The 21206-nt window shown below is 70.2% G+C and carries 22 protein-coding genes and 1 pseudogene; 5 read left to right on the forward strand and 18 right to left on the reverse strand.

Translation table 11 applies throughout. The features are described from left to right. The 4 genes from BZL64_RS01620 to BZL64_RS01635 form a co-directional block, all read left to right on the forward strand. Positions 1-1441: phenylalanine--tRNA ligase subunit beta (locus tag BZL64_RS01620; RefSeq protein ID WP_143662939.1), on the forward strand; the 1441-nt coding region annotated here is incomplete at its 5' end. A 167-nt stretch (positions 1442-1608) separates the two neighbouring features. After that, a complete protein-coding gene (locus BZL64_RS01625) occupies positions 1609-2706 on the forward strand; it encodes a PP2C family protein-serine/threonine phosphatase (protein WP_086765299.1) in 1098 nt (365 codons plus the stop codon). Between the two features lie 210 nt (positions 2707-2916). After that, entirely contained in the window at positions 2917-4257 is a 1341-nt protein-coding gene (locus BZL64_RS01630; protein ID WP_086765301.1) for an NsdA family TPR-like regulatory protein, read from the forward strand. Between the two features lie 63 nt (positions 4258-4320). Next, the gene (locus BZL64_RS01635) at positions 4321-4866 is read left to right on the forward strand and encodes an NUDIX hydrolase (protein WP_086765303.1); all 546 of its coding nucleotides are present in this window, start codon (positions 4321-4323) and stop codon (positions 4864-4866) included. A gap of 61 nt (positions 4867-4927) precedes the next feature. Here the strand turns inward: BZL64_RS01635 and BZL64_RS01640 are convergent. Next, positions 4928-5059: pseudogene (locus BZL64_RS01640) on the reverse strand (3-hydroxyacyl-CoA dehydrogenase family protein); the annotation flags it as partial. Positions 5060-5612: 553 nt separating this feature from the next. On the opposite strand from BZL64_RS01640, the gene BZL64_RS01645 reads away from it, so the two are divergent. Continuing rightward, positions 5613-5846 (forward strand): helix-turn-helix domain-containing protein, encoded by a 234-nt coding sequence (locus BZL64_RS01645; protein WP_086765305.1) that lies wholly within the window; start codon positions 5613-5615, stop codon positions 5844-5846. 127 nt (positions 5847-5973) lie between these two features. Here the strand turns inward: BZL64_RS01645 and BZL64_RS01650 are convergent, their stop codons facing one another. From BZL64_RS01650 to BZL64_RS01735, 17 genes are all read right to left on the reverse strand, one after another. Further along, complete coding sequence (locus tag BZL64_RS01650) at positions 5974-6186, reverse strand: hypothetical protein (protein ID WP_086765307.1); 213 nt, start codon at positions 6184-6186, stop codon at positions 5974-5976. Further along, the gene (locus tag BZL64_RS01655; protein WP_086765401.1) at positions 6183-6506 is read right to left on the reverse strand and encodes a hypothetical protein; all 324 of its coding nucleotides are present in this window, start codon (positions 6504-6506) and stop codon (positions 6183-6185) included. The genes BZL64_RS01650 and BZL64_RS01655 overlap by 4 nt, the downstream gene beginning before the upstream one ends. Before the next feature lie 280 nt (positions 6507-6786). Continuing rightward, positions 6787-7965 (reverse strand): helix-turn-helix domain-containing protein, encoded by a 1179-nt coding sequence (locus BZL64_RS01660; protein ID WP_086765309.1) that lies wholly within the window; start codon positions 7963-7965, stop codon positions 6787-6789. Between the two features lie 108 nt (positions 7966-8073). After that, positions 8074-8715 (reverse strand): HAD family hydrolase, encoded by a 642-nt coding sequence (locus BZL64_RS01665; protein ID WP_086765403.1) that lies wholly within the window; start codon positions 8713-8715, stop codon positions 8074-8076. 63 nt (positions 8716-8778) lie between these two features. Next, complete coding sequence (locus BZL64_RS01670) at positions 8779-9108, reverse strand: hypothetical protein (protein WP_086765311.1); 330 nt, start codon at positions 9106-9108, stop codon at positions 8779-8781. Further along, positions 9105-9488 (reverse strand): hypothetical protein, encoded by a 384-nt coding sequence (locus BZL64_RS01675; protein ID WP_244205144.1) that lies wholly within the window; start codon positions 9486-9488, stop codon positions 9105-9107. The genes BZL64_RS01670 and BZL64_RS01675 overlap by 4 nt, the downstream gene beginning before the upstream one ends. Positions 9489-9551: 63 nt before the next feature. Beyond that, the gene (locus tag BZL64_RS01680; protein WP_086765315.1) at positions 9552-9872 is read right to left on the reverse strand and encodes a hypothetical protein; all 321 of its coding nucleotides are present in this window, start codon (positions 9870-9872) and stop codon (positions 9552-9554) included. A gap of 46 nt (positions 9873-9918) precedes the next feature. Then, positions 9919-10227 (reverse strand): hypothetical protein, encoded by a 309-nt coding sequence (locus BZL64_RS01685; RefSeq protein WP_086765317.1) that lies wholly within the window; start codon positions 10225-10227, stop codon positions 9919-9921. Then, positions 10227-11165: a peptidoglycan-binding protein gene (locus BZL64_RS40780; RefSeq protein WP_086765320.1), complete on the reverse strand. Its 939-nt coding sequence runs from the start codon at positions 11163-11165 to the stop codon at positions 10227-10229. Before BZL64_RS40780 ends, BZL64_RS01685 begins: the two co-directional genes overlap by 1 nt. Positions 11166-11231: 66 nt before the next feature. Continuing rightward, positions 11232-11675, reverse strand: a complete 444-nt coding sequence (locus BZL64_RS01695; protein WP_143662941.1) for a hypothetical protein — start codon at positions 11673-11675, stop codon at positions 11232-11234. Positions 11676-11711: 36 nt separating this feature from the next. Next, positions 11712-12149 carry a hypothetical protein gene (locus BZL64_RS01700; RefSeq protein WP_143662943.1) on the reverse strand — a complete coding sequence of 146 codons (438 nt, stop codon included), beginning with the start codon at positions 12147-12149 and terminating at the stop codon, positions 11712-11714. A 13-nt stretch (positions 12150-12162) separates the two neighbouring features. After that, positions 12163-15885, reverse strand: a complete 3723-nt coding sequence (locus BZL64_RS01705; protein WP_086765327.1) for a hypothetical protein — start codon at positions 15883-15885, stop codon at positions 12163-12165. A 2-nt stretch (positions 15886-15887) separates the two neighbouring features. After that, a complete protein-coding gene (locus tag BZL64_RS01710) occupies positions 15888-19190 on the reverse strand; it encodes a phage tail tape measure protein (RefSeq protein WP_086765329.1) in 3303 nt (1100 codons plus the stop codon). A gap of 203 nt (positions 19191-19393) precedes the next feature. Continuing rightward, positions 19394-19933: a DUF7426 family protein gene (locus BZL64_RS01720; protein WP_086765331.1), complete on the reverse strand. Its 540-nt coding sequence runs from the start codon at positions 19931-19933 to the stop codon at positions 19394-19396. Next, on the reverse strand, positions 19933-20406 hold the full coding sequence (locus tag BZL64_RS01725; RefSeq protein ID WP_086765333.1) for a phage tail tube protein: 474 nt from the start codon (positions 20404-20406) through the stop codon (positions 19933-19935). The genes BZL64_RS01720 and BZL64_RS01725 overlap by 1 nt, the downstream gene beginning before the upstream one ends. Before the next feature lie 13 nt (positions 20407-20419). Beyond that, on the reverse strand, positions 20420-20854 hold the full coding sequence (locus BZL64_RS01730) for a minor capsid protein (RefSeq protein ID WP_086765335.1): 435 nt from the start codon (positions 20852-20854) through the stop codon (positions 20420-20422). After that, positions 20851-21201, reverse strand: a complete 351-nt coding sequence (locus BZL64_RS01735) for a minor capsid protein (protein ID WP_086765337.1) — start codon at positions 21199-21201, stop codon at positions 20851-20853. Before BZL64_RS01735 ends, BZL64_RS01730 begins: the two co-directional genes overlap by 4 nt. Between the last annotated feature and the right edge of the window lie 5 nt (positions 21202-21206).

Genomic DNA, 21206 nt, shown 5'->3' on the forward strand with positions numbered 1-21206 from the left:
CGCCCGTACGGCCCGCCGCCACAAGCTGTCCTCCGAGGCGTCCAAGCGCTTCGAGCGCGGGGTCGACCCGCAGGCCTCGTCGGCGGCGGCGCAGCGCACGGTCGACCTGCTGATGCTGCTCGCCGGCGGTACCGCCGAGGCCGGGGTCACCGAGGTCATCGCCCCGTCCGCGCCGCACACCGTCGCCGTCGCCGCCGACCACCCGGACAAGGTGGCGGGTGTCGTGTACGGCCGGGAGACCGTCGTGCGACGGCTCCAGGAAATCGGTTGTGACGTGTACGGGCAGGACGAGCTGATCGTCACCGTGCCGTCCTGGCGTCCCGACCTCGGTGAGGGCAACGACCTCGCCGAGGAGGTCATCCGCCTGGAGGGCTACGAGAACCTGCCCTCCACGCTGCCCAAGCCCCCGTCGGGCCGCGGCCTCACGCACCGGCAGCGGCTGCACCGCCGCGTCGGCCGCGCGCTGGCCGGCGCCGGTTACGTCGAGGCGCCGAACTACCCGTTCGTCGGCGAGCAGGTCTTCGACCAGCTCGGCCTCGACGCCGACGACCCGGCCCGCCGCGTCGTCAGGCTCACCAACCCGCTCAACGACGAGGAGCCCGCGCTCCGCACGTCGCTGCTGCCGGGGCTGCTCGCCGCGCTGCGGCGCAACGACGGCCGTGGCTCGCACGACCTGGCCCTCTTCGAGACCGGACTGGTCTTCCTCCCGCGCGAGGAGCAGGGTGTGGCCGGTCAGCTCCCGGTCGACCGCCGGCCGACCGCGGAGGAGATCGCGGCGATCGACGCCGTGCTGCCCGAGCAGCCGCGCCATGTGGCCGCCGTCCTCGCGGGAGCCCGCGAGCAGGCCGGCTGGTGGGGCAAGGGCCGCCCGGCCGACTGGGCCGACGCCGTCGAGGCGGCGCGGACCGTCGCCGCCGAGACGGGCGCCGAACTGATCGTCCGCAAGGGCCAGTACGGGCCCTGGCATCCGGGCCGCTGCGCCGAGCTGGCCGTCGTCACCGACGGCACCGAGCGGGTCGTCGGCCACGCCGGCGAACTCCACCCGCGCGTGCTGAAGGCCCTCGGCCTGCCCGCACGCACCTCGGCCATGGAACTCGACCTGGACGTCCTGGAGCAGGCCGGCGACGACACGCCCCGGGCGCCGGGCATCTCCACGTTCCCCGTCGCCACGCAGGACGTCGCGCTCGTCGTCGACGCCTACGTACCGCACGCCGACGTCGAGGCCGCGCTGCGCGAGGGCGCCGGTGAACTCCTGGAGGCGATCCGGCTGTTCGACGTGTACGAGAACGCGGAGCAGCTGGGTGACGGGCGGAAGTCGCTCGCGTACGCGCTGCGCTTCCGTGCGGGGGACCGGACGCTGACGGTCGACGAGGCGTCGGCGGCGCGGGACGCGGCGGTCGCCCTCGCGGGCGAGCGGACGGGTGCCGTGCTGCGCGGCTAGGAGCGGTGTGAGGGGTGTGCGGGCACAGCCCCCACACCCCATCTCACCCGTTCGGGTGAGTTCCCCCGGTGATCCGGTCCTCCGGGCCACGACATCGACAGAATCAGACCGGCCTTTCGAGGCCGGTCTGTCTGCGCTGTACGGGCCTAGATGGGGGACCATCCGACATGTTCGGCATGAGGCGGCCGTTGCGCCGGGCCCTCTCGCTGGGGCTGCCCACGGCATGGGGCGCCACGGCGATCACCTACAAGATGACCTGCCCGCTCGCCCAGCAGGACGGGCTCGGCGCCAGGCTCGTCACCAGCGCCGTCTTCTTCGTCGTCGGCACGGGACTGATCCAGCACGTCCGGCAGACCTTGCTGCGCGAGCTGAAGCAGGTCCGCCGGGTCGCAGGGGCCGCCCAGAGCGTGCTGCTGCGGCCCCTGCCGCCGCGGGTCGAGGGGCTGAGCGTGGCCGCGGCGCAGCTCTCCGCGGACCGCGGCGCCCTGGTCGGCGGCGACCTGTACGAGGTCATCGCCACCGAGCACGGGGTGCGGGTCGTCATGGGCGACGTACGCGGGCACGGGCTCCCCGCGCTCGGGACCGTCGCCGCGCTCCTCGGCAGCTTCCGCGAGGCCGTGCACGACGAGCCGGACCTGGACGGCGTCCTGCGCCGGCTGGAGCGCGCCCTCGCCCGGCATCTGCGGGAGCGCCACCGCGAGGAACATCCCGCGAGCGGCCGTCCGCCCGACACCCCGGTCGCCGAGGAGTTCGTCACCGTCCTGCTCCTGGAGATCGACGCGGAGGGCGGCGTACGGGCCCTGAACTGCGGGCATCCGTGGCCGTATCTGCTCCGGGGGACGGAGGTGGGGCCGCTGGCCCGCTCGGAACCCCTGCCGCCGCTCGGCCCCTTCCCGCTCCCGCCCGAACTGCCGGCCACGCATTGCGGCCACCTCCGCAGGGGGGAGTCGCTGGTTCTCTACACGGACGGCGCGGAGGACGTAAGGGACGCCAGGGGCCGCTTCTTCCCGCTGGCGGAGACGCTGACCAAGGCGGTCCACGACCATCCGGTCTCACCCGAGCAGATCCTGCGCACGGTCCTGCGCGCACTCCTGCGCCACACGGCGGGCAGACCGACGGACGACATCGCGTTGCTCGTCCTTCGCAGCCAGCCTCCGCACCGACCGGCCCAAGGGGCGCGGGGCAGTGACACATGCGGCTCCGCCGCGCGGGCGCGACCGGCCACGACGCCTGGGCAGCCGACGACCTCCCCCACCTCCCCCTGACGACGACGTGCGAACTGCCGGGCCGCCGCTTTATGAGGGGGAGCCGACGGCCCGGCGACCTCTTTCGAGGCATTTCAGTCAACCGGCCCGAAACGCTCAGCGACAGCGCGCGCACGGTACGGATACGGGCATTCCGTTCACACCCCGTGTGAAGACGCACCCGCTACCGTGAGTGGCGCCGTCGGCACCGAACCATCCGGGGGGCACCTCATGCAGCCCAACACCCTGCTCGACGCGATCCTCGACGAGGCGGGCATCTCGCACGCGGGCCTCGCCGCGCACGTCAACGAGGCGGGCCGGGCCCGCGGGCTCGCCCTGCGCTACGAACACACCGCCGTCGCCCGCTGGCTCAAGGGCCAGCGCCCGCGCGGACAGGTGCCCGACCTGATCTGCGAGGTGCTCGCCCGCCGGCTGCGCCGGCCCGTCACCCTCGACGACATCGGCCTCGGCGTGCCCGGCGAATCCTCGGCCCCGCACGGCACCTCGCTGTCCGGGTTCGTCGAGCGGGCCACCGCCCTGTGGCGCTCCGACGAACAGCAGCGCCCGCACATCCTGGGCGCCCCGGCCGTCACCGGCACGCCCGCCGTGATGCCGGTGTGGGAGTGGGAGAACCCGCCGGAGGACGTCGACGTGTCGCGCGGTGGCCGGCACCGGGTCACCCACGCCGACATCGACACGCTGCGCGCGGCCCGCGCCCACTACGAGCAGATGTACCGCAAGGCCGGCGGGGTCGCGACCCGCAGTCGCATCGTCGGCTTCCTCAACGCCGAGGCGGCCCCCCTGCTGCGCGGCGGTTACACCGATGCGACGGGCCGTCAACTGCACCGTGCGACAGGAGCCTTGGTGGCGATCGCCGGCATCTGCGCGTACGACTCCGACGCCCACGGGCTCGCGCAGCGCTACTTCCACCAGGCGCTGCGGCTGGCGAAGGCCAGCGGGGACCGGGGACTCGGGGCGTACGTGATCGCGCTGCTGGTCAACCAGGCGTTGTTCATGCGGGAGTTCCGGCAGGCCGTCGCCTTCGCGGAGGCCGCGCTGCGCACCGTCGGCAAGGACGTCACCCCCGCCCTCGCCTCCGACCTGTACGCGATGCAGGCGAAGGCGTACGCCCACCTCGGCGACGGCTCGGGCGCCCTGTCGTGCATCCGGCGTGCCGAGGCCGCCGCCGAACGCATCCGGCGCGGTTCCGAACCCGACGAGACGGGCTATGTCCAGCCGGGCCTGGTCAACGTCCAGGTGGCCGAAGCCCTGTTGAGCCTCGGCGACGTCACCGCGGCGGCGGAGCATGCCGCGGCGGCCGTCGGCACTCCCGCCCATGACCGGGGCCGGGTGCACCGGCTCGCCATGCTCAGCACCGTCGAACTGCGTCAGGGCGACGCCGACAAGGCGGTGGTGACCGCCGTGCTGATGACCGAGCAGGCGCGGGGGATGGAGTCCCAGCGGGTGCGCGACAGACTCCGGGCGGTGCGCGAACACCTGGTGCGCAGCGGCTGCGCGGGCACGGCGGAGGCGGCGGAACTCATCGACGGCGCCCTGCGCGTACCGCTGTAGCGTCCGGCGCCCCACAGCCTCTGCTGCGATATTGCCACTTACTCGATGGAAGGTGGCAGAACCGTGCAGTGGACGAAACAGAACGAACGAACGGTGTATGAAAACCGCTGGTTCAGCGTCAACCTCGCGGATGTCGGCCTGCCGGACGGCCGGCATCTCGACCACTTCCTCATACGGCTGCGGCCCGTCGCGGTGGCCACCGTGGTGAACCGGGCCAACGAGGTTCTCCTGCTGTGGCGGCACCGCTTCATCACCGACAGCTGGGGATGGGAACTCGCCGCGGGCGTCGTCGAGGACGGCGAGGACATCGCCGTCGCGGCGGCCAGGGAACTGGAGGAGGAGACCGGCTGGCGGCCCGGCCCCCTGCACCATCTGATGAGCGTCGAGCCCGCCAACGGCCTCACCGACGCCCGGCACCACATCTACTGGTCGCCGGAGGGCGAGTACGTCGGACACCCGGTGGACGACTTCGAGTCCGACCGCCGGGAATGGGTCCCCCTGAAACTCGTGCCCGACATGGTGGCCGGGGGAGAGGTCCCGGCCGCCAACATGGCGGCCGCGTTACTGCTCCTGCACCACCTCAGGCTCGGCCACGACACCGCGCGCTGAAGCCGCACGGGCCCGGCACCGGTGAGGTGCCGGGCCCCTGCGCCACGCCGAGGGCGGGTGCTCAGCCGTAGGTGTAGAACCCCGAGCCGGTCTTGCGGCCCAGCCGGCCCGCGTCCACCATGCGCTGGAGCAGCGGGGGAGCGGCGTACAGCGGCTCCTTGTACTCCTCGTACATGGACTGCGCGACCGCAGAATGGCGGGACCGGATGCTGATCATGGGCTGACCAGCCCGGTTGGTTCTTTCGTGGTCTTTCTGGGACTTCCATGGTCTTTCGATCCGTACCCCCCTGGGGCCTCCCTCACGGCGGGCGCCCCCTGAGAACTCCCTCGGATCTGCCCTGGAAGTTACGCCCGCACGGCGGTCGCACGGTGCAAAAATGACGTACCCCCCTGCGTCGTCTGTTGACGCAGGGGGGCCGCCCCCGCTCGGCTGGCGCGCTTCCCAACGGCTTGCCGGGCGGGAGTCTGTGGCTGCGGGGTAACCGCATTCTGTCTACATCTTGTCTAACGGATGCCGACAGAGGCGGTCACTCACCCGTTCGAGTGAACATGTGTTCGATAACTTCACACTACACGTAGCCCTGCGGCATATGCCAGACGGCCGCAGGGCTGCACTTCCGAGAGGCCCCGAGGTCGAGGCCGCAGGTGGCGTATGCCCCGAGAGTCTCTCCCTATACCGATCATGATCGCAAAAAGCGGAATGCATTACGCAGACTTGCGTACATGATCACTCCAGCGTTAGCCGGGTGCGAGACCTGCCCGACGACGACAGCTGGCTCACCGAACGACGCCGAGCCATCGGCGACCGGGTGCGTGAAGAGCGCCATCGCCAGAACCTCACCCAAGACCAGGTGTGGCAGGCGGCCCGTATTGACCGCCGCACACTCCAGTACGTAGAGAGCGGTACCGAGGTGAAGCTGTCCACGCTGCTTCGCATCGCCTGGGTTCTCGACGTCCCTCTCTCCGATCTCGTTCGATAGGTGGCCCGCCGCCGGCGCACGGGGATGACGCGCGACGACGGGCCCTTGCGACTGCCCGCCACTGGGGACGTACGGACAGCCGACTCATCCCGCTACCGGCGCCGTCGAGCTCTGCCGGCAGCGGGGGCTATTCGGTCCACTCGACACCCTTGACGGACGTGAGCGAAGGTCGGCCGGTGTAGTAGTCGATGTGCTCAGAGCCGGTATGCGGCTGCCGGGTGCACCGTGCCTTGCCGTCGGGGTGCTCCAGCCAGCAATAACCGGCCGCACGCCCGCCGCTCGTCTCCGCCCGCAGCTTGCGCGTCAGCAGGCTCATGTCCGTGTCGGTGGTCTGGCTCATCGCCACTCCTGCCGGACGAGGCGGTACAGGACGCGGTGGATGTCGCAGGCGTCAGCGTCGTCGGTGCACTGCTTGCAGATCGCGGCGTGCGCGACCAGGGCGCCATGCGCGTGTTTCGCCGTGTGCTTCTTGCACGCCCGGGGGAACCAGCGCTCCCCGCTCTCGTCGACCTGCTCACCGAGGCCTTCGGCCGACTCGCCCGTCAGCGGCTCGGGGCCCCAGACGCAGACGGCGCCGCGCCTTTGGTCGGCGGTGAGGCCGGAGGGGTCAGGTAGGTCGAGCAGGGCCAGAACATCGGCGCTCATGTAGGTGACGCTCATGGCATACCCGCCTTGCAGCCACAGGTGCGGACCGTCCATACGCGGCCGCCGTTCCTGCGCTGGACCCGGCCAGCAGGGAGCAGTGCCCTCCCGACGACACCGCAGTGCCAGCAGGCGCGGCCGTGGAGACGAGCGATACTCACCGCCCCGGCGACCCGGATCGGCTTGATGTCGGTGTCGCTCACACCCTGCTCCCATCTGTCGGATTGCCCGAACAGAGAGAGCATGGGCTGCCACAAGGGGCACAAGTACTACAGCCTGTATCCCTCCGGAGGGCTTGTCAGACGGCGCCGATCCACTCCGCGAACGACGTCAGCGACTCCGCGTCCGCGCGCTTCAACCGGCGCAGGGTGCCGGCGGTGTCCCGCGCCCATGGATGCTCTCGCGTGTGCTGCGGCGCGATGTGCCGGGCGACCTTCAGCGACTCGAAGGCATCGTCCGTGCGCCCCGCCCACAGCTGGGCCCGGGACAGCTCGATCCAGAACCCGGACTGCCGCTCGGCGGGCAGGTGGTCGGGCGGGGTCCACTCATCGGCGACGTCGAGGGCTCGCTGGAGATGGTCGCGGCCGAGGCTGACTGCGACGGACACCTCGTGCGCGCGGACGGAATCCGGCCCGAACGCCGTTCCGTCGTACGCGTCTTCGGGGACGGTGTCGCCGAGCCGGCGAGCCTCGGTCAGGTGCAGGGTGGCTGCGCCCGCATCCTCGGCGCGCGCGGCGATGACCGCGGCCCGCATGTGCAGGGCGCCCCTGGCGGCGGCTGCAGCGCCGACCGGCGAGGGCGCGGCGTCGATCGCCAACTCCAAGGCGCGAAGGCCCTGGGCGTGCGCGCGGGCGGCGAAGAAGGTCTCGGTGCGTACGTAGGCGGCCGTCGCCGCGGTGAGGGGGTCCTCGCTCTGCACGGCGGCCCACCGCATCAGCTCCACGAGGCGGGCGGACAGGTCGTGGTGGCCACTCTTGTAGGCGACCGCGTCGACGGCCCTGGCCGTGGTGGCCACAAGCCGGGCCGCGCGCGTCCGGTCACAGTCAGCGGCGTGATGGAGTGCGGCGAGGGTCTCCCCGAGGAGACGCGGGGCGCAGGCGGCGATGCGCGTGTACTGGGCGCCGAGCCTCCACCCCACCAGCGCGGCCACGGTGTCCGCCAGTTGGGGCAAGGGCCGCTCGGGCGGGTCCGCGGGGAGGTCGTAGGCCGCGATCGCCGCGGAGATGGCGGGCATCGCGTGGTGGACGCGACTGTCGCTGCGGCCACTGCCGGCGGCGAGGCGGCTGGGATCGACGCCGAGAGCGTCGGCGATGGACTCCAGCGTGTCGTCCGACGGATTCCGTGCCCCGCGCTCGATGGCCTTGATCATGGTGAGGGAGACGTAGGCGGCGCGGGCGAGGTCGGCCTGCGTCATGCGGCGTGCGCGGCGGGTGGCGGCGATGCGTTGGCCTACTCCGCCGTGAGGAAGTGCGGGCATACTGGCTCCAGTTCGGTGCGTCCACTCCGAACCGTACCCAGTTGCTCACGCTCTGGGTACGCGAACGGCCCCGTCTGGAACTCTCCGGCGGGGCCGTCCGCGTCCGCGCTACTGGCCGACGATGGCGGCGAGTTCAGTGAGGTTGCTGATCCGCCAGTCCGCCGCGGCGGCCACGGCTGGGTCGTCGGCCCATAGGTGTCCCCACGGGCCGCGCCGCAAGTGCGCCGTACGAAGCCCAGCGCGGGCGGCCGGGTACAGGTCGTTCGCCGGGTGGTCGCCGACGTACAGCGTCTCGTCCAGGCCGGCCTGCGCCACCTCGATCACGCGCCGGAAGAACACGGGATCTGGCTTGGCCACGCCCCACTCGCTGGACGTCACGATCAGATCCGCCGGCAGGTCCAGACCGCGCAGCAGCTCCCCGACGCGCGGCGTCTGGTTCCCGGCGATGACGACTCGGTGCCCGAGTCTGCGCAGCTCGGCCAGTGCCGGCCGGACGTCGTCGTAGAGGTCGGTCTCATCCAGGTGTTCGCCGCGGCCAGCTGCCTCCCGCGCCTGGTACTCGGCGGCCACGTCAAGGCCCGGCCGCGCCAGCCTCAGTGCGTCTGCATTGTCGCGTCCCTGGGCGACTACGGCACCGACGAGGGCGGAGAGGGTGTGTCGTGGGACGGTCAGCCAGTCCGCCCAGGCTGCCCAGTAGCGGTCGTCACGGGTGATCGTCTCGCCGATATCGAAGACCACAGTGCGAATCATGGACACGACGATATCTAGGCATGACGAAACGGCCCCCACCGCCCGAAGGCGATGGGGGCCATCTCAGACTCCAGTTCGGTAAAAGTCCTCTACATCCTGGGGAGGCGGCTGCGGCGTTCCGCCTCGCTCAGTGACCTGATCCCGCAGCACCAGCGCCCACCGACTGATCGACCACAGCACACTGCGCGTGCGCGACTGTTCCGTCCGCAACTCGCCGCACTCCTCCTTCAGCCGCTCGACCGACGCTTGCAGTACGGACAGGTCAACCTGCTTCGAGGTCGGCGCCGAGTTGATGCGGGCAGCCGTGCGCGTTCCCCGATACGTCAGGAAGCCCATCGTGATGGTGCCGATCACGGTGATGGCCGCCCCGACAATGCCCCAGATTCCGTTCACCCGGGTCTCCCCTCAGCCGCCTGGCCGAGGTTCCGGGGTGTTCCGGCATCAGGCGGGACTCGTGATGCGCACCAGATCACCCCACAGTGCGATGTGATGTACCAACCGAAAAGCCACAGGCCGCGCGGGTAGTCGCCGAGGATTCCGGCCCAGCCGTAGGTGAAGGCCCAGATGGCTGGCGGCATGCTGGCGGCGACGAACCCCCAGCCGTCCCGCCCGAAGCGCAGCCAGGCCGAGGAGAAGGTGGCGGCGCCGCAGACGATCCAGATCCAGGCCCAGCAGTGCAGTGGCGCCCAGCGGAGGAGCATGTCCAGGCCGCCGAGCACCCAGGGCGGGTCGAAGATGAAGCTTGCGCCGAAGCAGATCTTCCCGAGCCCCATGAAGATCAAGAATGGGCCGCGGCGGCCGAGGTGCCCACTGAACCAGGGCGCCCGGCGCGGCACTCAGACGCTCCGGACCGAGGCTCCGCCGCCGAGCGCGGACTGAGCCTTGTCGGAGACCCCGACCGGCTTCCACAGGCCGAAGTGGGACAGCACGCCGACCGCGAAGCTCACGAGCGCCAGGATCGCCGCGGTACTGAAGTCCCAGCCGGGGCCCGGGTTGGCGAACTCCACCAGGAACCCGTTAAGGATGGACAGGGCCAGCAGCAGAACGGCCTTCACCCCGGGGTGCGTGACGTGCTTGGTCACCAGGCCGACGAGCACCGGCAGGCCAACGGAGACGAGCAGGCCGATCCAGTAGGCCTTGTCGAGAGACTCGTTCATGGGTTCCTCTTTCAGACGGGCTGCGCCAGCTGGTGGCAGCCAGGGGTTACGCGGGGATCCACTCGCCGTTGCGGACGAAGCCGTGCGTGCCGCAGCACTGCCACAGCAGCGACGGTTCGAGGTGCAAGGGGGAGCGGGACACCATCTGATGGGCGCTGGTCCCGGCGGCTACCCAACAGCCGTCGTGCACCTTGTGCTCTGCGGGCACGTTTTCCAGCGCTGCGCACCAGTGCCAGAACAGCGGGTTGGTCTCGTGGTCGAGCCAGCCGAAGTAGATGTCGTCGGTGAGCTTGGCCAGACCGCTGGTCTCCAGGCCCGGCCACTCGCTGGGCGGAGTGCTCCGGTCGACGGCCATCAGACGTTCGGGACCTTGAGCGCCGCCCACGAGGCCGGGCCGGGCCAGCCGTCGGCGGCCGCGCCGGTGTAGCCCAGCTTGCGTTGCCACTTGGCGTACGACTTGCGATCGGCCTCAGTCCACTGAGGGCCGGGGCCGGAGGCGTACGCCGAGCAGCCCTCGGCGACGAGGCGCTTGCCCATCGCGGTGACGATCGCCGACCGTGGCGCCTTGCGGAACCAGGTGGCGCCAGGGAACGGCTCGTACTTCGGCTTGGTGGTGGGCGGGTTCGGCTGGCTTGTCGAAGGCAGGCCGAGCGCCGCCTTGGCCAGGGCCAGCAGCTCAGGGAAGTCGATCGCGCCTGGGTCACCGTGGTCGTTCTCTGGCACGTGCATGTGGCCGCACACGCCCTTGAAGGACGACCACTGCTCGCCGGTCATACGCTGGCCGGCCCCGTTGGCGTACGAGGACGGGTAGGCCGGCCACCGGACCGGGCCCGACAGCGGAACGCCGTGCTCGCTGTGCAGCCAGGCCAGGAACTCGGCCACGTCCCGTAGCGCCCAGGCGGGAGCCTCAGGCCAGTAGATGTGCTGGACGCCCGCCTTGGTCCACTTCGCGTGGGTGGCCGGGTCGCAGGTACCGATCAGCTCCGCCTGGACCACGTTCAGGGTGTTGGTCTCGACACCCCCGTACCGGTTGGCCAGGGCCCGCGCCGAGGAGTCGATACGGAAGTGCTGGAACCACTCCAGCTTCTTCTGCTGGAAGTTCGGCCGGGCGGTGAGATTCGGCGCGGATGCGCCCTTCCTGCCCTGACTGTCGGCATAGGTCGGCACGGTGGTGCCCTCGGTGGTGTGCAGGCACGCGACGTTGACCTCCATCGCCGTGGCCTCGAAGGTGTCCTCGTACCAGTACGCCTGGCTGGCCCCCGGGTAGAACTGGGGGCCGGTTCTTGTCGGCATGGGCCCTCCTCAGGGCATGAAAAAGGCCCCGGCCGGCGGCTCGGGGCGTGCGGTGGTGAGACGGGGTCAGGCAGCGGGGAGGATCAGCCAGCCCTGCACCCACAGGTTGCCGCTGCTCGCCGACACCGTGGCCGGATTGAGCGGCGCGCTGCCCGCGGCCCCGCTGTGCAAGTAGATGTTGGAGTGGTCGAAGCCCACACTCGCGCCCACGCGCAGGCCGCTCTTGGCGTAGGTCTCGTCGACCGTCACCGACAGGCTGGACACCTTCACGGCGCCCACGTCGTGTTGGAGCTCCAGATGGTCCGCGTAGGTCACGACGGCCTCACAGCCCGACGGCTGATGCCCGGCATCGGAGATCACCGACCAACCAGTCCCGGTGTTCCGCAGCGCGCACGACACCAGCGCCAGCCGCAGCCCGCCCTCCGTGACCACCACATCCGGCACAACCGCCGACGGCGCCGCAGCCACCCCCACAGGAGCCAGGACCAGCGCCGCCAGAGCAGCACACACGGCCACAAGCCCACGACAAGTAGTACGGGAGCCCATTCACACCACCTCACGGATCTCGACGTCGATCGAGCTGTAGACGTTGACCTGCTGGCCGACCACCGGCGACGCGACGAGCTTGAACGTGTGCGCACCCGCAGGACCGAGCGTTCCCCGGTACGTCTGCGTGACCGTCGCCGTGGTGCCGGCACTGCCGCCGCCGTCCCGGAACACCGCATACTCGGTGCCGACCACGCCGTCGACCATGATGTTTCCGGAGCCGAGCGTCGTCGGTGTCCCGCTCAACCGGTAGTCGAAGACAGCGACGACGGTGTACGCGGCGCCCGCGGTCTCCGTCGTGATCGTGACGGAGGCGCCAGGGACATCCGCCAGGGTGGCTGCGCCCGACAATGCGCTCGTCGCGGGCGCCCGCGCCCCCTTCGGCTGCAACCTGTTGACGCGGCTTGCGGTGGCCATCTCACCTGCCAGGAATGCCATCCCGTGTCTCCTCTCAGAGGGCCAGATGCGCAGGCTGCGCGAGCCCTACCGCTGTGTCGGCTGCGTGGGGTTTCACGACGCCGTTGACTGACCGCACGACCGTCATCAGTTGAGGGTTGAGGACCTCGAAGTCGTCGTACCTGATCACGGGGTTGACGTTCGTGTTGCCCGCGGCCGAGATCGACCGAGCCCCCACGAAGACGCTCGTGGTGATCGAGGTGTCGACGAGATCGACCTGCCAGTCGATCGGCTCGACCGACCCGGCCGGCCACACCTTCGCCCGGACGACGCTCCCGATCACCTGGAGACGGCACCGGACGTTCGTCCCGGCCACGTGCGTGAGGCTGGTGGCGTAGGTCCCGATCGATGTCTCCACGGCCGCGACCCGTTTCCTGACGTCCAGGAGAATCGCGTTGCCGCTGGTGAACTCGATGCGGGCCATGTAGAGGTTGTCGGCGTCGACGTACCGGGCGAGCGGGCCCCCGTAGAGGCTGCCGCCCGTCGCCGTCGCGGAGGTCGTCACCGACACGATCACGTCGACGTCCGGGAACGCGTGGTTGATGCCGCACCTGCGGGACGCGTTGACCGTGGTGAGGACGTGCTGGCCGTACCCGGAGCCCACCGCGAAGTCCGTGGCGACCGTGCCGCCGACCACCGTCCACGCCTGCCCGGTGTCTGCTGTGCCCCAGCCGCCGGAGGCCGTGCGGCCGAACGCATCCCGCGCCCACGATGTGGCGCCGGTCGCCCGCATCTCCTCCCCGCCCGCCAGCACGTTGAACGGAAACTGCGCCGGATTCATCGTCCACTGCGGCCCGGGTGACGAACCGACGAGCAGCTGCGTCGCCGTGTCCGTAGCCGCGGTGAGGAGCTTCGACCCGTCCGTGTTCAGCCTTGTGGGCCCGCGCCCGGTGAAGCTGACGTTGTCGATGTGGGCCGAGTCGGAGCCGACCGCAGTTGAGTTGTCCTTCGCGTAGCGGAAGGTGACCGTGCTCTTGCCGGTCACGTCGATGACGGCCTGCGTCCACGGGGTGGTCCCCTGAGCGCGCAGCACCTGCACCCCGTCGACCGAAACGAGCAGGCGATCGCCCTCGAACCCGGGCCCGGAGGCTTCCGACGAGGTCCAGTACCAGAACCGCAGTTCCGTCTTCCCCGTGGGAACAGCGAACACGGCGTCCGACGTCTGGTTGTTGGTGATCGCCCCCGACTTCAGCGACCACGTGCCCGTGTGCGCCTGCGCCGATGACCGCGCCCACGGCAGGCTGCCGCCGTTCGTCCACGGCACCTCGAAGGTGGTGTCCTCGAAGTCCTCGGCGAGGGCCAGCTCCGCCACCGACCAGGGCCCGGCAGGCGCGCAGTTGAACGTGATCTCCCACGTGCGCGGCAGGAGCGTCTCCTCCCAGGAGTCGACGAGCAACTCGACCGTGCCGCCGCCCGCGAACCGCTTGGGGAGGTTGATGAGGCGGATCTTGTCGCCGACGTCCAGGGCGAGGACGGCCGGGATGAACTCCGGATGCCGATGCAGGCGCAACGTGACCGCCGGGTAGCGGGCCTCGTTCCACGTCGTGAGGTGCAGCTCCCAGCCCGCGTGCTGGCCTGTCTGGTCATCGGAGAACAGGGCGAGGGTCTTGGAGTCCGGGTAGTAGCCGATGTCGGCGATGGACAGCGGGCCCGTTTCCAGGGATGCGAGGCCGGTGGAACCCCCCTCGCGGGTGATGGACCACTCGTTGCGGGCCTGGTCGTCCTCGCCCGGCTCCAGTGGCGGTGCGATCTGCCGCGCCGCGTAGTCCAGCGTGATCTTCGGCGCCTGGTTGTACAGGCTGGCCCGTGTCCGGTACTGCAATCCCCGGGTCAGGGAGTCCCCGAACACACCGCCGTCGACTTCGGCCGCCTCCCGCAGCAGGTCGAGGAGCGCGGCAGGGCGCTGCGGGCCCACCTGCTCCGTGCTCGCGGCCGTGCCGATGACCCGGATCGGGACACGCTCCTCCGCGCACAGGCGCTGCATGCGGGTGGCCGCAGTTTCCCCGTCGAAGCCGGTGTCCGCGCTGTTGTAGATGCCGGTGTTGGGGGTGGGGAACACGCCGAGATGACCGATGGCGGTCCCGTTGAGGTCGGTGGAGTAGCCGCCAGTCGGGCTGGACACGGCGGAGATCCGGCCGATCGTGCCCGCGTAGGAGGTGGTGACGACGCCGGAGCCGACGCCGCCGATCGGCACGAACCGGTAGGACCAGTCGACGTTGGAGCCGTTCTGGACGGCCCACATCTGCCACCGGCACCACACGCCGTAGACCTGCGTCGACAGGCCGATCAGGCTGGATGTCACCACCACGTCTTCGACGTCGTAGCCGTACAGTTCGCAGCCGCCCGCGACGAGCATGAGCCGCCAGCGGCGGACCGTGCCTGTGCTGTGCCACTGGAGCAGTGTGCGCGCCGCGACCGGGCCGGATGCCGACGACGTCTTGAAGATGAACTCGGTGTGCCACTGCGTCGGCCCGACGGCCGGCGCGGGCACGGTCCCGGAGAGGGTGGCCGCGCCCTGGATGGTCGCCAGCGCATTGGATCCGGGGAGAGAGTCGTCGGCGGCGAGCTGCATCCCGGTCGTGGCCATCGGCCGTACGGCCAGGATCGGCGAGTAGAACTGGGTGGCTGACGAGCCGTCCTCCATCGGCCAGTACGCGAGTGGCCCGCCGGAGGGCAGGCGCCGCCGCAGGGAGGAATCCAGGGGTTTCTGTCCCTGGCTCAGGCGCCGCAGGATCCCGGAGCCCTCGATCGATGCCCACGCGTCGGCCTCCGATGTCGACCAGCGTGTCGGCCACTCGGGCACCTCGAGGTTGAAGCGCGTCATGCGGTCGGTGAGGAGTGCGGCTCCGGCCAGCGTCCAGACGAGGCCGGTGGTGTCGGTGAAGGAGGTGGCGCCGCCAGCCTGCGCGGTGAAGTCGACACCGGCGACGAGGGTGCCGTCGATGCCGTTGCGCACCTGCACCTTGTAGATGTTGCCGTCCGGGCGGGCCAGCTCCGTGAACTGGTCGATGTCGCCGATGGTCAGCGGGGCGGAGGTGGCCGGCAGGGTCGTCGCGCTGCCGGTGATGGACGTGGCGAGCGGTGTCCACGGTCCGGCGATGGTGTCGGCCCAGTAGTGCGTGTACTGGTTGTTGGTGGCGTTCCAGGTGGTGCGTACGGCGATGCGGCCGGTGGCGGTGGTGGGCAGGGCCGCCGACTCGAAGAACTGGTAGCCCCCGGTCCCGGTGAGGCTCCGCCGGAAGTGCAGGCCTCCTGCGGCGCTGAGGCCCAGGAGCCATGACCGCTGGTCGCCGGTGGTCAGCCACTTCCCGCACAGAACAATGGCCTGAGACCTCGTCGCGTTGTCGAGTTTGATCTCCGCACGGATGTCGATCGAGCCGGTGATGTCGAGGACCGCGGTGTCCGGGGTCGTGGCTCGGTCGAGGCCGCCGGTCAGTTCGAGGTGGGCTGAGTCGCCACCGGGCACGGTCGCCTTGAAGGCGGTATTGCGGGTCAACTGCCCGTAGTAAGGGCCCTCTGCGTTGCGGGTGGAGTACCGGCCGTCCCGATTCTTGATCGTGGCCGTCCCCGTGGTGGGATCGGCCGCGGTAGCCCGGTAGGCCCGACCACGCGTGTGCGTGATCGGGTCCCGGGTGTACAGGTCCGGCGTGATGTCCTTCCACACACCGCCCAGCAGGAGGTGGCCGCGCAGGCCGAGCGGGTCCTGAGGGAAGCTCACGCTTACGCCCCCTTTCCGAGTACGAACTGCACGTCGCCGCCACCGATGTTCTGCACCTTGCGGCGCAGTTCACTGACCAGGAGGTCGCCGAACTTGCTGCCGTCCGAGCCAATCCGTACGACCCGCGGCGCTCGCCCCGTGCCGGACGTGCTGCGCCCGCTCGCGTCGAGCGCCCACGCGGACGGCGAGGGCGTCTCCACCAGCGACGACATCGACCGGTTGACCGCCGTACGGCCCGACTCGATACCCCGCCGCAGGCCCTCAGCCGTGTAGGCACCCACAGCAGCCATCACCCGCGACGGGCTCTTGATACCGAGGGCCCTCTTGATGCTCTTCGACATCGACCGGGCGATCGTCAGCATCTGCCGCTCGATCGCCTTCTGCTGCGACTGCAACCCCCGCACGAGACCCTGTGCCGCCTGGATCCCTGCCCCATACATCGCGTTCCCGGCGGTCGAGCCTGCGTTGCCAGCCGCCTTCACCAGCGCCGACTGCTCGCTGTTGATCTGCTTGATCTGGTTGGCCGACGCATGCGCCAGAGCAGCCGCAGCCGACGAGCCCTGGGCCACACCCGCCTGCGCGATCTGCGCAATCAGGTCGGCGCGGACACCCTTCGCCCGCAGCTTGGCCAGGTCCGCCGCGAACTTCTCGGCCGCCCGCCGGTTGGCGCGCAGGCTGTCGAGGATGGACTCGGCGCTGTTGCCCTCGCTGCCGGTCTGCGTGGTGATGTTCGCGGCGTCGAGGACGCCCTTCTTCACGTCCGCAGCCAGCTTGTCCCGCGCTGCGATGTACTCGGTGAGGCTCTTCTGCGCGGCTTTCAGCCGGGCCGCGACCTTCTCCTCCTGCGAGGCGAACTTCAGCAGCTTCTTTGTGCCCGCGCTGATCGTCGCGAGGGCCTTGGACCGCTTTTTTCCCGGGTTGAGGCCGTCGCGGATGATGTCGGCGAGCTTCGTTGACGCCGCCTTGACCTGCTTCGTCGACCCGGTGATGCCCGCGATCAGGCCGCGGGCGATCCAGCGGCCTTGCGCCGTCGTCACCTTCGACGGCGACGAGATGCCCAGCGCTTTCGCGATCGGGCCGGGGATCACGCTTTTTGCCCAGCTGCTGAGCTTGGAGGCCAGCCAGCCACCCATGCTCGACACACCAGCCCAGAGACCCTGGACGAGCTGGACACCCTTGATGACCAGCAGCCCGGTCATGCCGCCCATGGCCGACACGGCCCGGCCCGGGAGGCCCCGCACCCACGCGATGAACTCGCCGCCCCTCCTGGCCGCCGCGCTCTTGAAGGCGTTCCAGTGGTTGGACGCGGACGTTGCCAGGCTGGAGCCCATCGACGAGAGCGCGCTCGTGGTCCGGCCGGGCAGCCCTCTTACGGACGTCAGCCAGGAGTTCCACGTGCGGGACACCGGCCCGGACACGTACTTCGACCACAGGCCGCCGAACCAACTGCCGATCGCGGTGCCCAGCACGGCCATGAACTGGCTGGCTTCGCTGGCTTTCTTCGACACCCAGCCGGTGAACGAGCTCCACCATTTCGGGATGTTCGTCTGGAGGGCGCTGATCAGCCTCCCGACGAAGCCAACCATGAGGGAGATCGCGACTGCGCTGATACCGGCCGCGACCAGCGCGGGCAGGGCGACGAGGGCGGTGAGGAACGCTCCCGCGATGGCGACGATCTTGAAGACGCCCATGGGATTCTGCATCACGTACTCGGCGATCTTCCCGCCGAGGCCAGCGACAGCACTGGCGATCTGCGGCGCAGCCTCGATCACCTTCTCGCCCAGCTTCTTGGCGATCAGCAGCGCGACTCCGGCGATCCGCTCAGCGCCCCTCTCCCCGTCCTTCCCTGCCTCGTCCCACACCCCTCCGAGGAGCGACCTCGCCTTACTGCGGAACGTCGCCATGCTCGGCAGCACCGTGCCACCGAGGAAGGTGACCACCTTCTGCTGCATGCCCCGCTTGAAGGCCTCCAGCTTGGTGCCCGCGTTGTCCCGCAGCGTGGTGCCCATCTTGTCTGCGGCACCGCCGACTTCACCGAGGGCCTTCGTCGCCTCGGACGGGTCCAGCGAGAAGAGCGCCTTCTGCGTGTCCTCGGCCTTCGTTCCGAACAAAGCCAGAGCGATCTGGGCCCGCTCTGCTGGGTCCTTGATGGTGCGCAGCCGGTCGAAGACCTGATCCAAGGCCTTGCGCGCCTTCGGGCCGCCCTCGGAGAACGCCTTCTGCATGGCTTTCCCGGACAGGCCGATCTTTCCGAACGCCTCGTCGACGGTCTTGCCGCCGCCCTGTGCGATCAGCACGAACTCCTTGAGGGAGTCCGCGATGACGTCCGTGTCCCTGGCGCCGGCCGCCATGCCCTGCGCCATCAGGCCTGTCACCTGCGGGGCGTCCACGCCGAGCTGCCGGAAGACCGTGCTGTATTCGTTGAACGTGTCCGCGAGGTCGTCGGCGCGCGGGCCCATCACCTGCATGCCGCGGGTCATCACGTCGAACGCGCTCTGGGCGTCCTTTGCCAGGCCGGTCTTGAGGATCTGCCCGATCGCGTTCGCCGACTGCCCCAGGTCCAGCTCGAACGTCGACGACAGGTCGGACAGGTTCGAGGAGATCGACTTGATCTGAGCGTTCGTCGCGTTCGGCGGCAGCAGCCCAGCGGCCATCGTCGCGGAGATCGCATCCGCAGCACCCTGGAAATCCTCGGTCACCGCGTCCGCATAGAGCTGGCCCGCGATCTTCCCGTACCGCTGCGCCTCCTTCGGGGTCTTCCCCATCTGAGCGCCAAGCCGGCCGACGATCCGCGACTGGTCCAGCGCCTCCGTGATCCCCGCGACGAGGAGCGCGCCCGCTGCCGCGCCGGCCGCCGCCGCGGCCCCGCCCGCAATCGTCTTCAGCTTCTCCAGACGGGTGCCCGCCTCGGCAACTCCCGCGTCCGCGCCGTCCGCAAGGCCCTCGCCGAGCCCGTCACCGGCCTGCTGCCCGGCCCGCTGGGCATCGTCCTGGAGACCGTGGAGGCCATCCGTGACGCCATCGCCGATCTGTCGTCCTGCACGATGCGCCCGCGCCTCAGCCTCGGCGGCCGCCGCCGTGACGGCGTCGACGAGTTCGCCACGCATGTTGCGCCACTGGCCGTCGGCGCCGCGGACCAGGCCCTCCCCGAGCTGCTGCCCGGCGGCCTGGCCCGCCCGCTCGGCGTCGTCACCCATGTGCTGCCCGGCCTGACGCATGGCCTGCTCGGCGCGGCGCAGGCCTGGGTGCACCCCACGGTCGTCGATGGTGATGATGCCGTTCAGTTCGCCGACAGTGAGCGCCACGGTCTACCCCCTTCGTCGGGCTGGGTCCTCAGGAGGGTTGAAGCAGCGCTGGAGGCGCGACTCGGTCGACAGCAGGCCGAGGATTCGGAGTTGGAGCCAGCGCCATGTGCGGGCGCGGAGGATGCCGGACTCGACGTCGATTCCGTACGTCTCGTGGAGGTCAGCCTCGATAAGGACCCACTCGGCAAGGAGCTTGTGCCAGCTCAGATCGGTCGGGGGGCCCGGCCTTGTCCGCCCCTGCTTCGCCGTTGAGACGCCGCCCTCGTACCACTCGTAGAGGCCTGTGACGGGGTCCCGTTCGCCGCACCCTTTACCGAGGAGGCGCGCGAGATCTGCCGACGCTCCGCCCGGTTCCTCCCCGCTTTTCCCGGGGCCTCGCCGGTGCGCCAGTACTCCAGGGCCGTCTCAGCGTCAGCGGTGATCCAGAACATGCTGGTCAGGGCGACGTGCTTGAACATCGACCAGGAGACCTCGGCGCGCAGCCGGTCGTAGGCGTCGCCCAGGCAAAGCCGGTACAGATCCTGTTCCTCGTCGTCGTCGAGGACCGGCTGCTCCGGCACGCTGCCGCCCGCGGCGAGCCGAGCGGCCAGCGTCGTGATCCGCTCGATCCGGATGCCCGCCTCGGCTGTGGGATCCGGGATGTGGTACTCGCGGGTGCGTCCGTCGCGGCCGGTGACGGGCAGGGTGAGACCGTCATCGAGGAAGTCGTCCAGCGCCTCAAACTGGGTGGCAGTCCCGGCCATCAGGCGACCGGGTTCGTGATGAGGAGCAGCGGACCGTTGCCGGTGAGGGTGACCTCGACCTGGTCCAGCGCGGTCGTCTCCCCGCCGGACGGCGCCCACGTGACGATCGCGGTGCCCTCGTACGCCTCGGGGAGACCGTCGCGGTCGTAGTAGCGGACGTGGACCTCGGAGGCGGACCCGGAGGAGAACGACGCGATCCTCAAGGCCTCGTGGGTGGGGTGGTACACCTTCACCTGGTCGTTGATGCGCCGGTTGATGGTGAGAGACACCTCCCAGGCCTGGCCGGTCTTGGTGTTGCCCGCCCAGCCGCCGGAGTCGTAGTCCGAGCTGTCCTCGATGTTCGGCTCGGCGCTCGGCGAGAAGTCCGTGACGCCGATGATGTTCTGCCAGTCCGACCCGTCCTTCGCGGCCGACGTATCGATGTCGATCTTCCAGCGCCTCGCGAGCGCGTTCGTGGGCGTGGGAGTGCTCATCTGGCGGTTCCTCTCAATCGATCAGGTGGGGCCCAGGCCTGTCGGTCCGGAAGTAGTAATTGCTGGTCAGCTCCATACGCCCGTGAGCGTCCTGACCGATCCACGCCTGCGACTGCCGCCACGACAGGACGACAGAGACGCCGCCCACGACGTAGTGGCGGCGCATGTGGAGGGCGTCCCGGACGGCGTCGGCCATGTCGTCGATCGCGTCCGGGTAGCGGCCGGCGCGCATGCGGAGCTGCACGCCGATGGTCGTGTCGGTGCGGTCGGTGTCCTCGACCGGATAGGCGGTGATGCCTATGGCCCGATCCGGGAAGTCCGGGGTGACGCCCCGGAAGATCCCTGTCGCCGGGTCCTCGATCACCCCGTCCGGGTCGAACACGCCGACGCCGGCCTCAGCGAGGAGACCGGCGATTCCGTCGAGGAGGCTGCTGGTGTATCCGCTCATCGCATCGCCCGCCTGATCTGGGCAGCGATGATCGTGGCGACCTCGGCGCGCGAGGCGTTCAGGGGGTTCTCCAGGTACTTCGCGGTACGGCCTGGAGCGTGGCGGTAATCGAGTTCCTCGTGCTGCCGGACGGCGTACGGGGTGTCGTAGCTGACCACTGCGGTCAGCGTCGACCCGTCCACGCTGACCGTGCCGGAGTTCTGGAGCGGTCCCTCGTCGAGCGGCACGACCTCCTGCGCCTGTTGCAACACGTGCTCGGCGGCGAGGAGGAGCCCTCGTGCGGCACCCCTGCGCATCTGCTCAACGGCCGGCGCGGCGTTGAAGTGCAGTCGGAACGTCCGGGCCATGGCCG

This window comes from Streptomyces bobili (assembly GCF_002154575.1).
In the GTDB taxonomy this organism is placed as follows: Bacteria; Actinomycetota; Actinomycetes; order Streptomycetales; family Streptomycetaceae; genus Streptomyces; species Streptomyces bobili.

Excerpts from the sequence above, each read along its gene's own strand:
- BZL64_RS01625 (WP_086765299.1), top strand. The coding sequence starts at position 1,609 with ATGTTCGGCATGAGGCGGCCGTTGCGCCGGGCCCTCTCGCTGGGGCTG.
- BZL64_RS01630 (WP_086765301.1), top strand. The coding sequence starts at position 2,917 with ATGCAGCCCAACACCCTGCTCGACGCGATCCTCGACGAGGCGGGCATC.
- BZL64_RS01650 (WP_086765307.1), bottom strand. The coding sequence starts at position 6,186 with ATGAGCCAGACCACCGACACGGACATGAGCCTGCTGACGCGCAAGCTG.
- BZL64_RS01655 (WP_086765401.1), bottom strand. The coding sequence starts at position 6,506 with ATGAGCGTCACCTACATGAGCGCCGATGTTCTGGCCCTGCTCGACCTA.
- BZL64_RS01660 (WP_086765309.1), bottom strand. The coding sequence starts at position 7,965 with ATGCCCGCACTTCCTCACGGCGGAGTAGGCCAACGCATCGCCGCCACC.
- BZL64_RS01665 (WP_086765403.1), bottom strand. The coding sequence starts at position 8,715 with ATGATTCGCACTGTGGTCTTCGATATCGGCGAGACGATCACCCGTGAC.
- BZL64_RS01675 (WP_244205144.1), bottom strand. The coding sequence starts at position 9,488 with ATGGGGCTCGGGAAGATCTGCTTCGGCGCAAGCTTCATCTTCGACCCG.
- BZL64_RS01680 (WP_086765315.1), bottom strand. The coding sequence starts at position 9,872 with ATGAACGAGTCTCTCGACAAGGCCTACTGGATCGGCCTGCTCGTCTCC.
- BZL64_RS01685 (WP_086765317.1), bottom strand. The coding sequence starts at position 10,227 with ATGGCCGTCGACCGGAGCACTCCGCCCAGCGAGTGGCCGGGCCTGGAG.
- BZL64_RS40780 (WP_086765320.1), bottom strand. The coding sequence starts at position 11,165 with ATGCCGACAAGAACCGGCCCCCAGTTCTACCCGGGGGCCAGCCAGGCG.
- BZL64_RS01700 (WP_143662943.1), bottom strand. The coding sequence starts at position 12,149 with ATGGCATTCCTGGCAGGTGAGATGGCCACCGCAAGCCGCGTCAACAGG.
- BZL64_RS01720 (WP_086765331.1), bottom strand. The coding sequence starts at position 19,933 with ATGGCCGGGACTGCCACCCAGTTTGAGGCGCTGGACGACTTCCTCGAT.
- BZL64_RS01725 (WP_086765333.1), bottom strand. The coding sequence starts at position 20,406 with ATGAGCACTCCCACGCCCACGAACGCGCTCGCGAGGCGCTGGAAGATC.
- BZL64_RS01730 (WP_086765335.1), bottom strand. The coding sequence starts at position 20,854 with ATGAGCGGATACACCAGCAGCCTCCTCGACGGAATCGCCGGTCTCCTC.
- BZL64_RS01735 (WP_086765337.1), bottom strand. The coding sequence starts at position 21,201 with ATGGCCCGGACGTTCCGACTGCACTTCAACGCCGCGCCGGCCGTTGAG.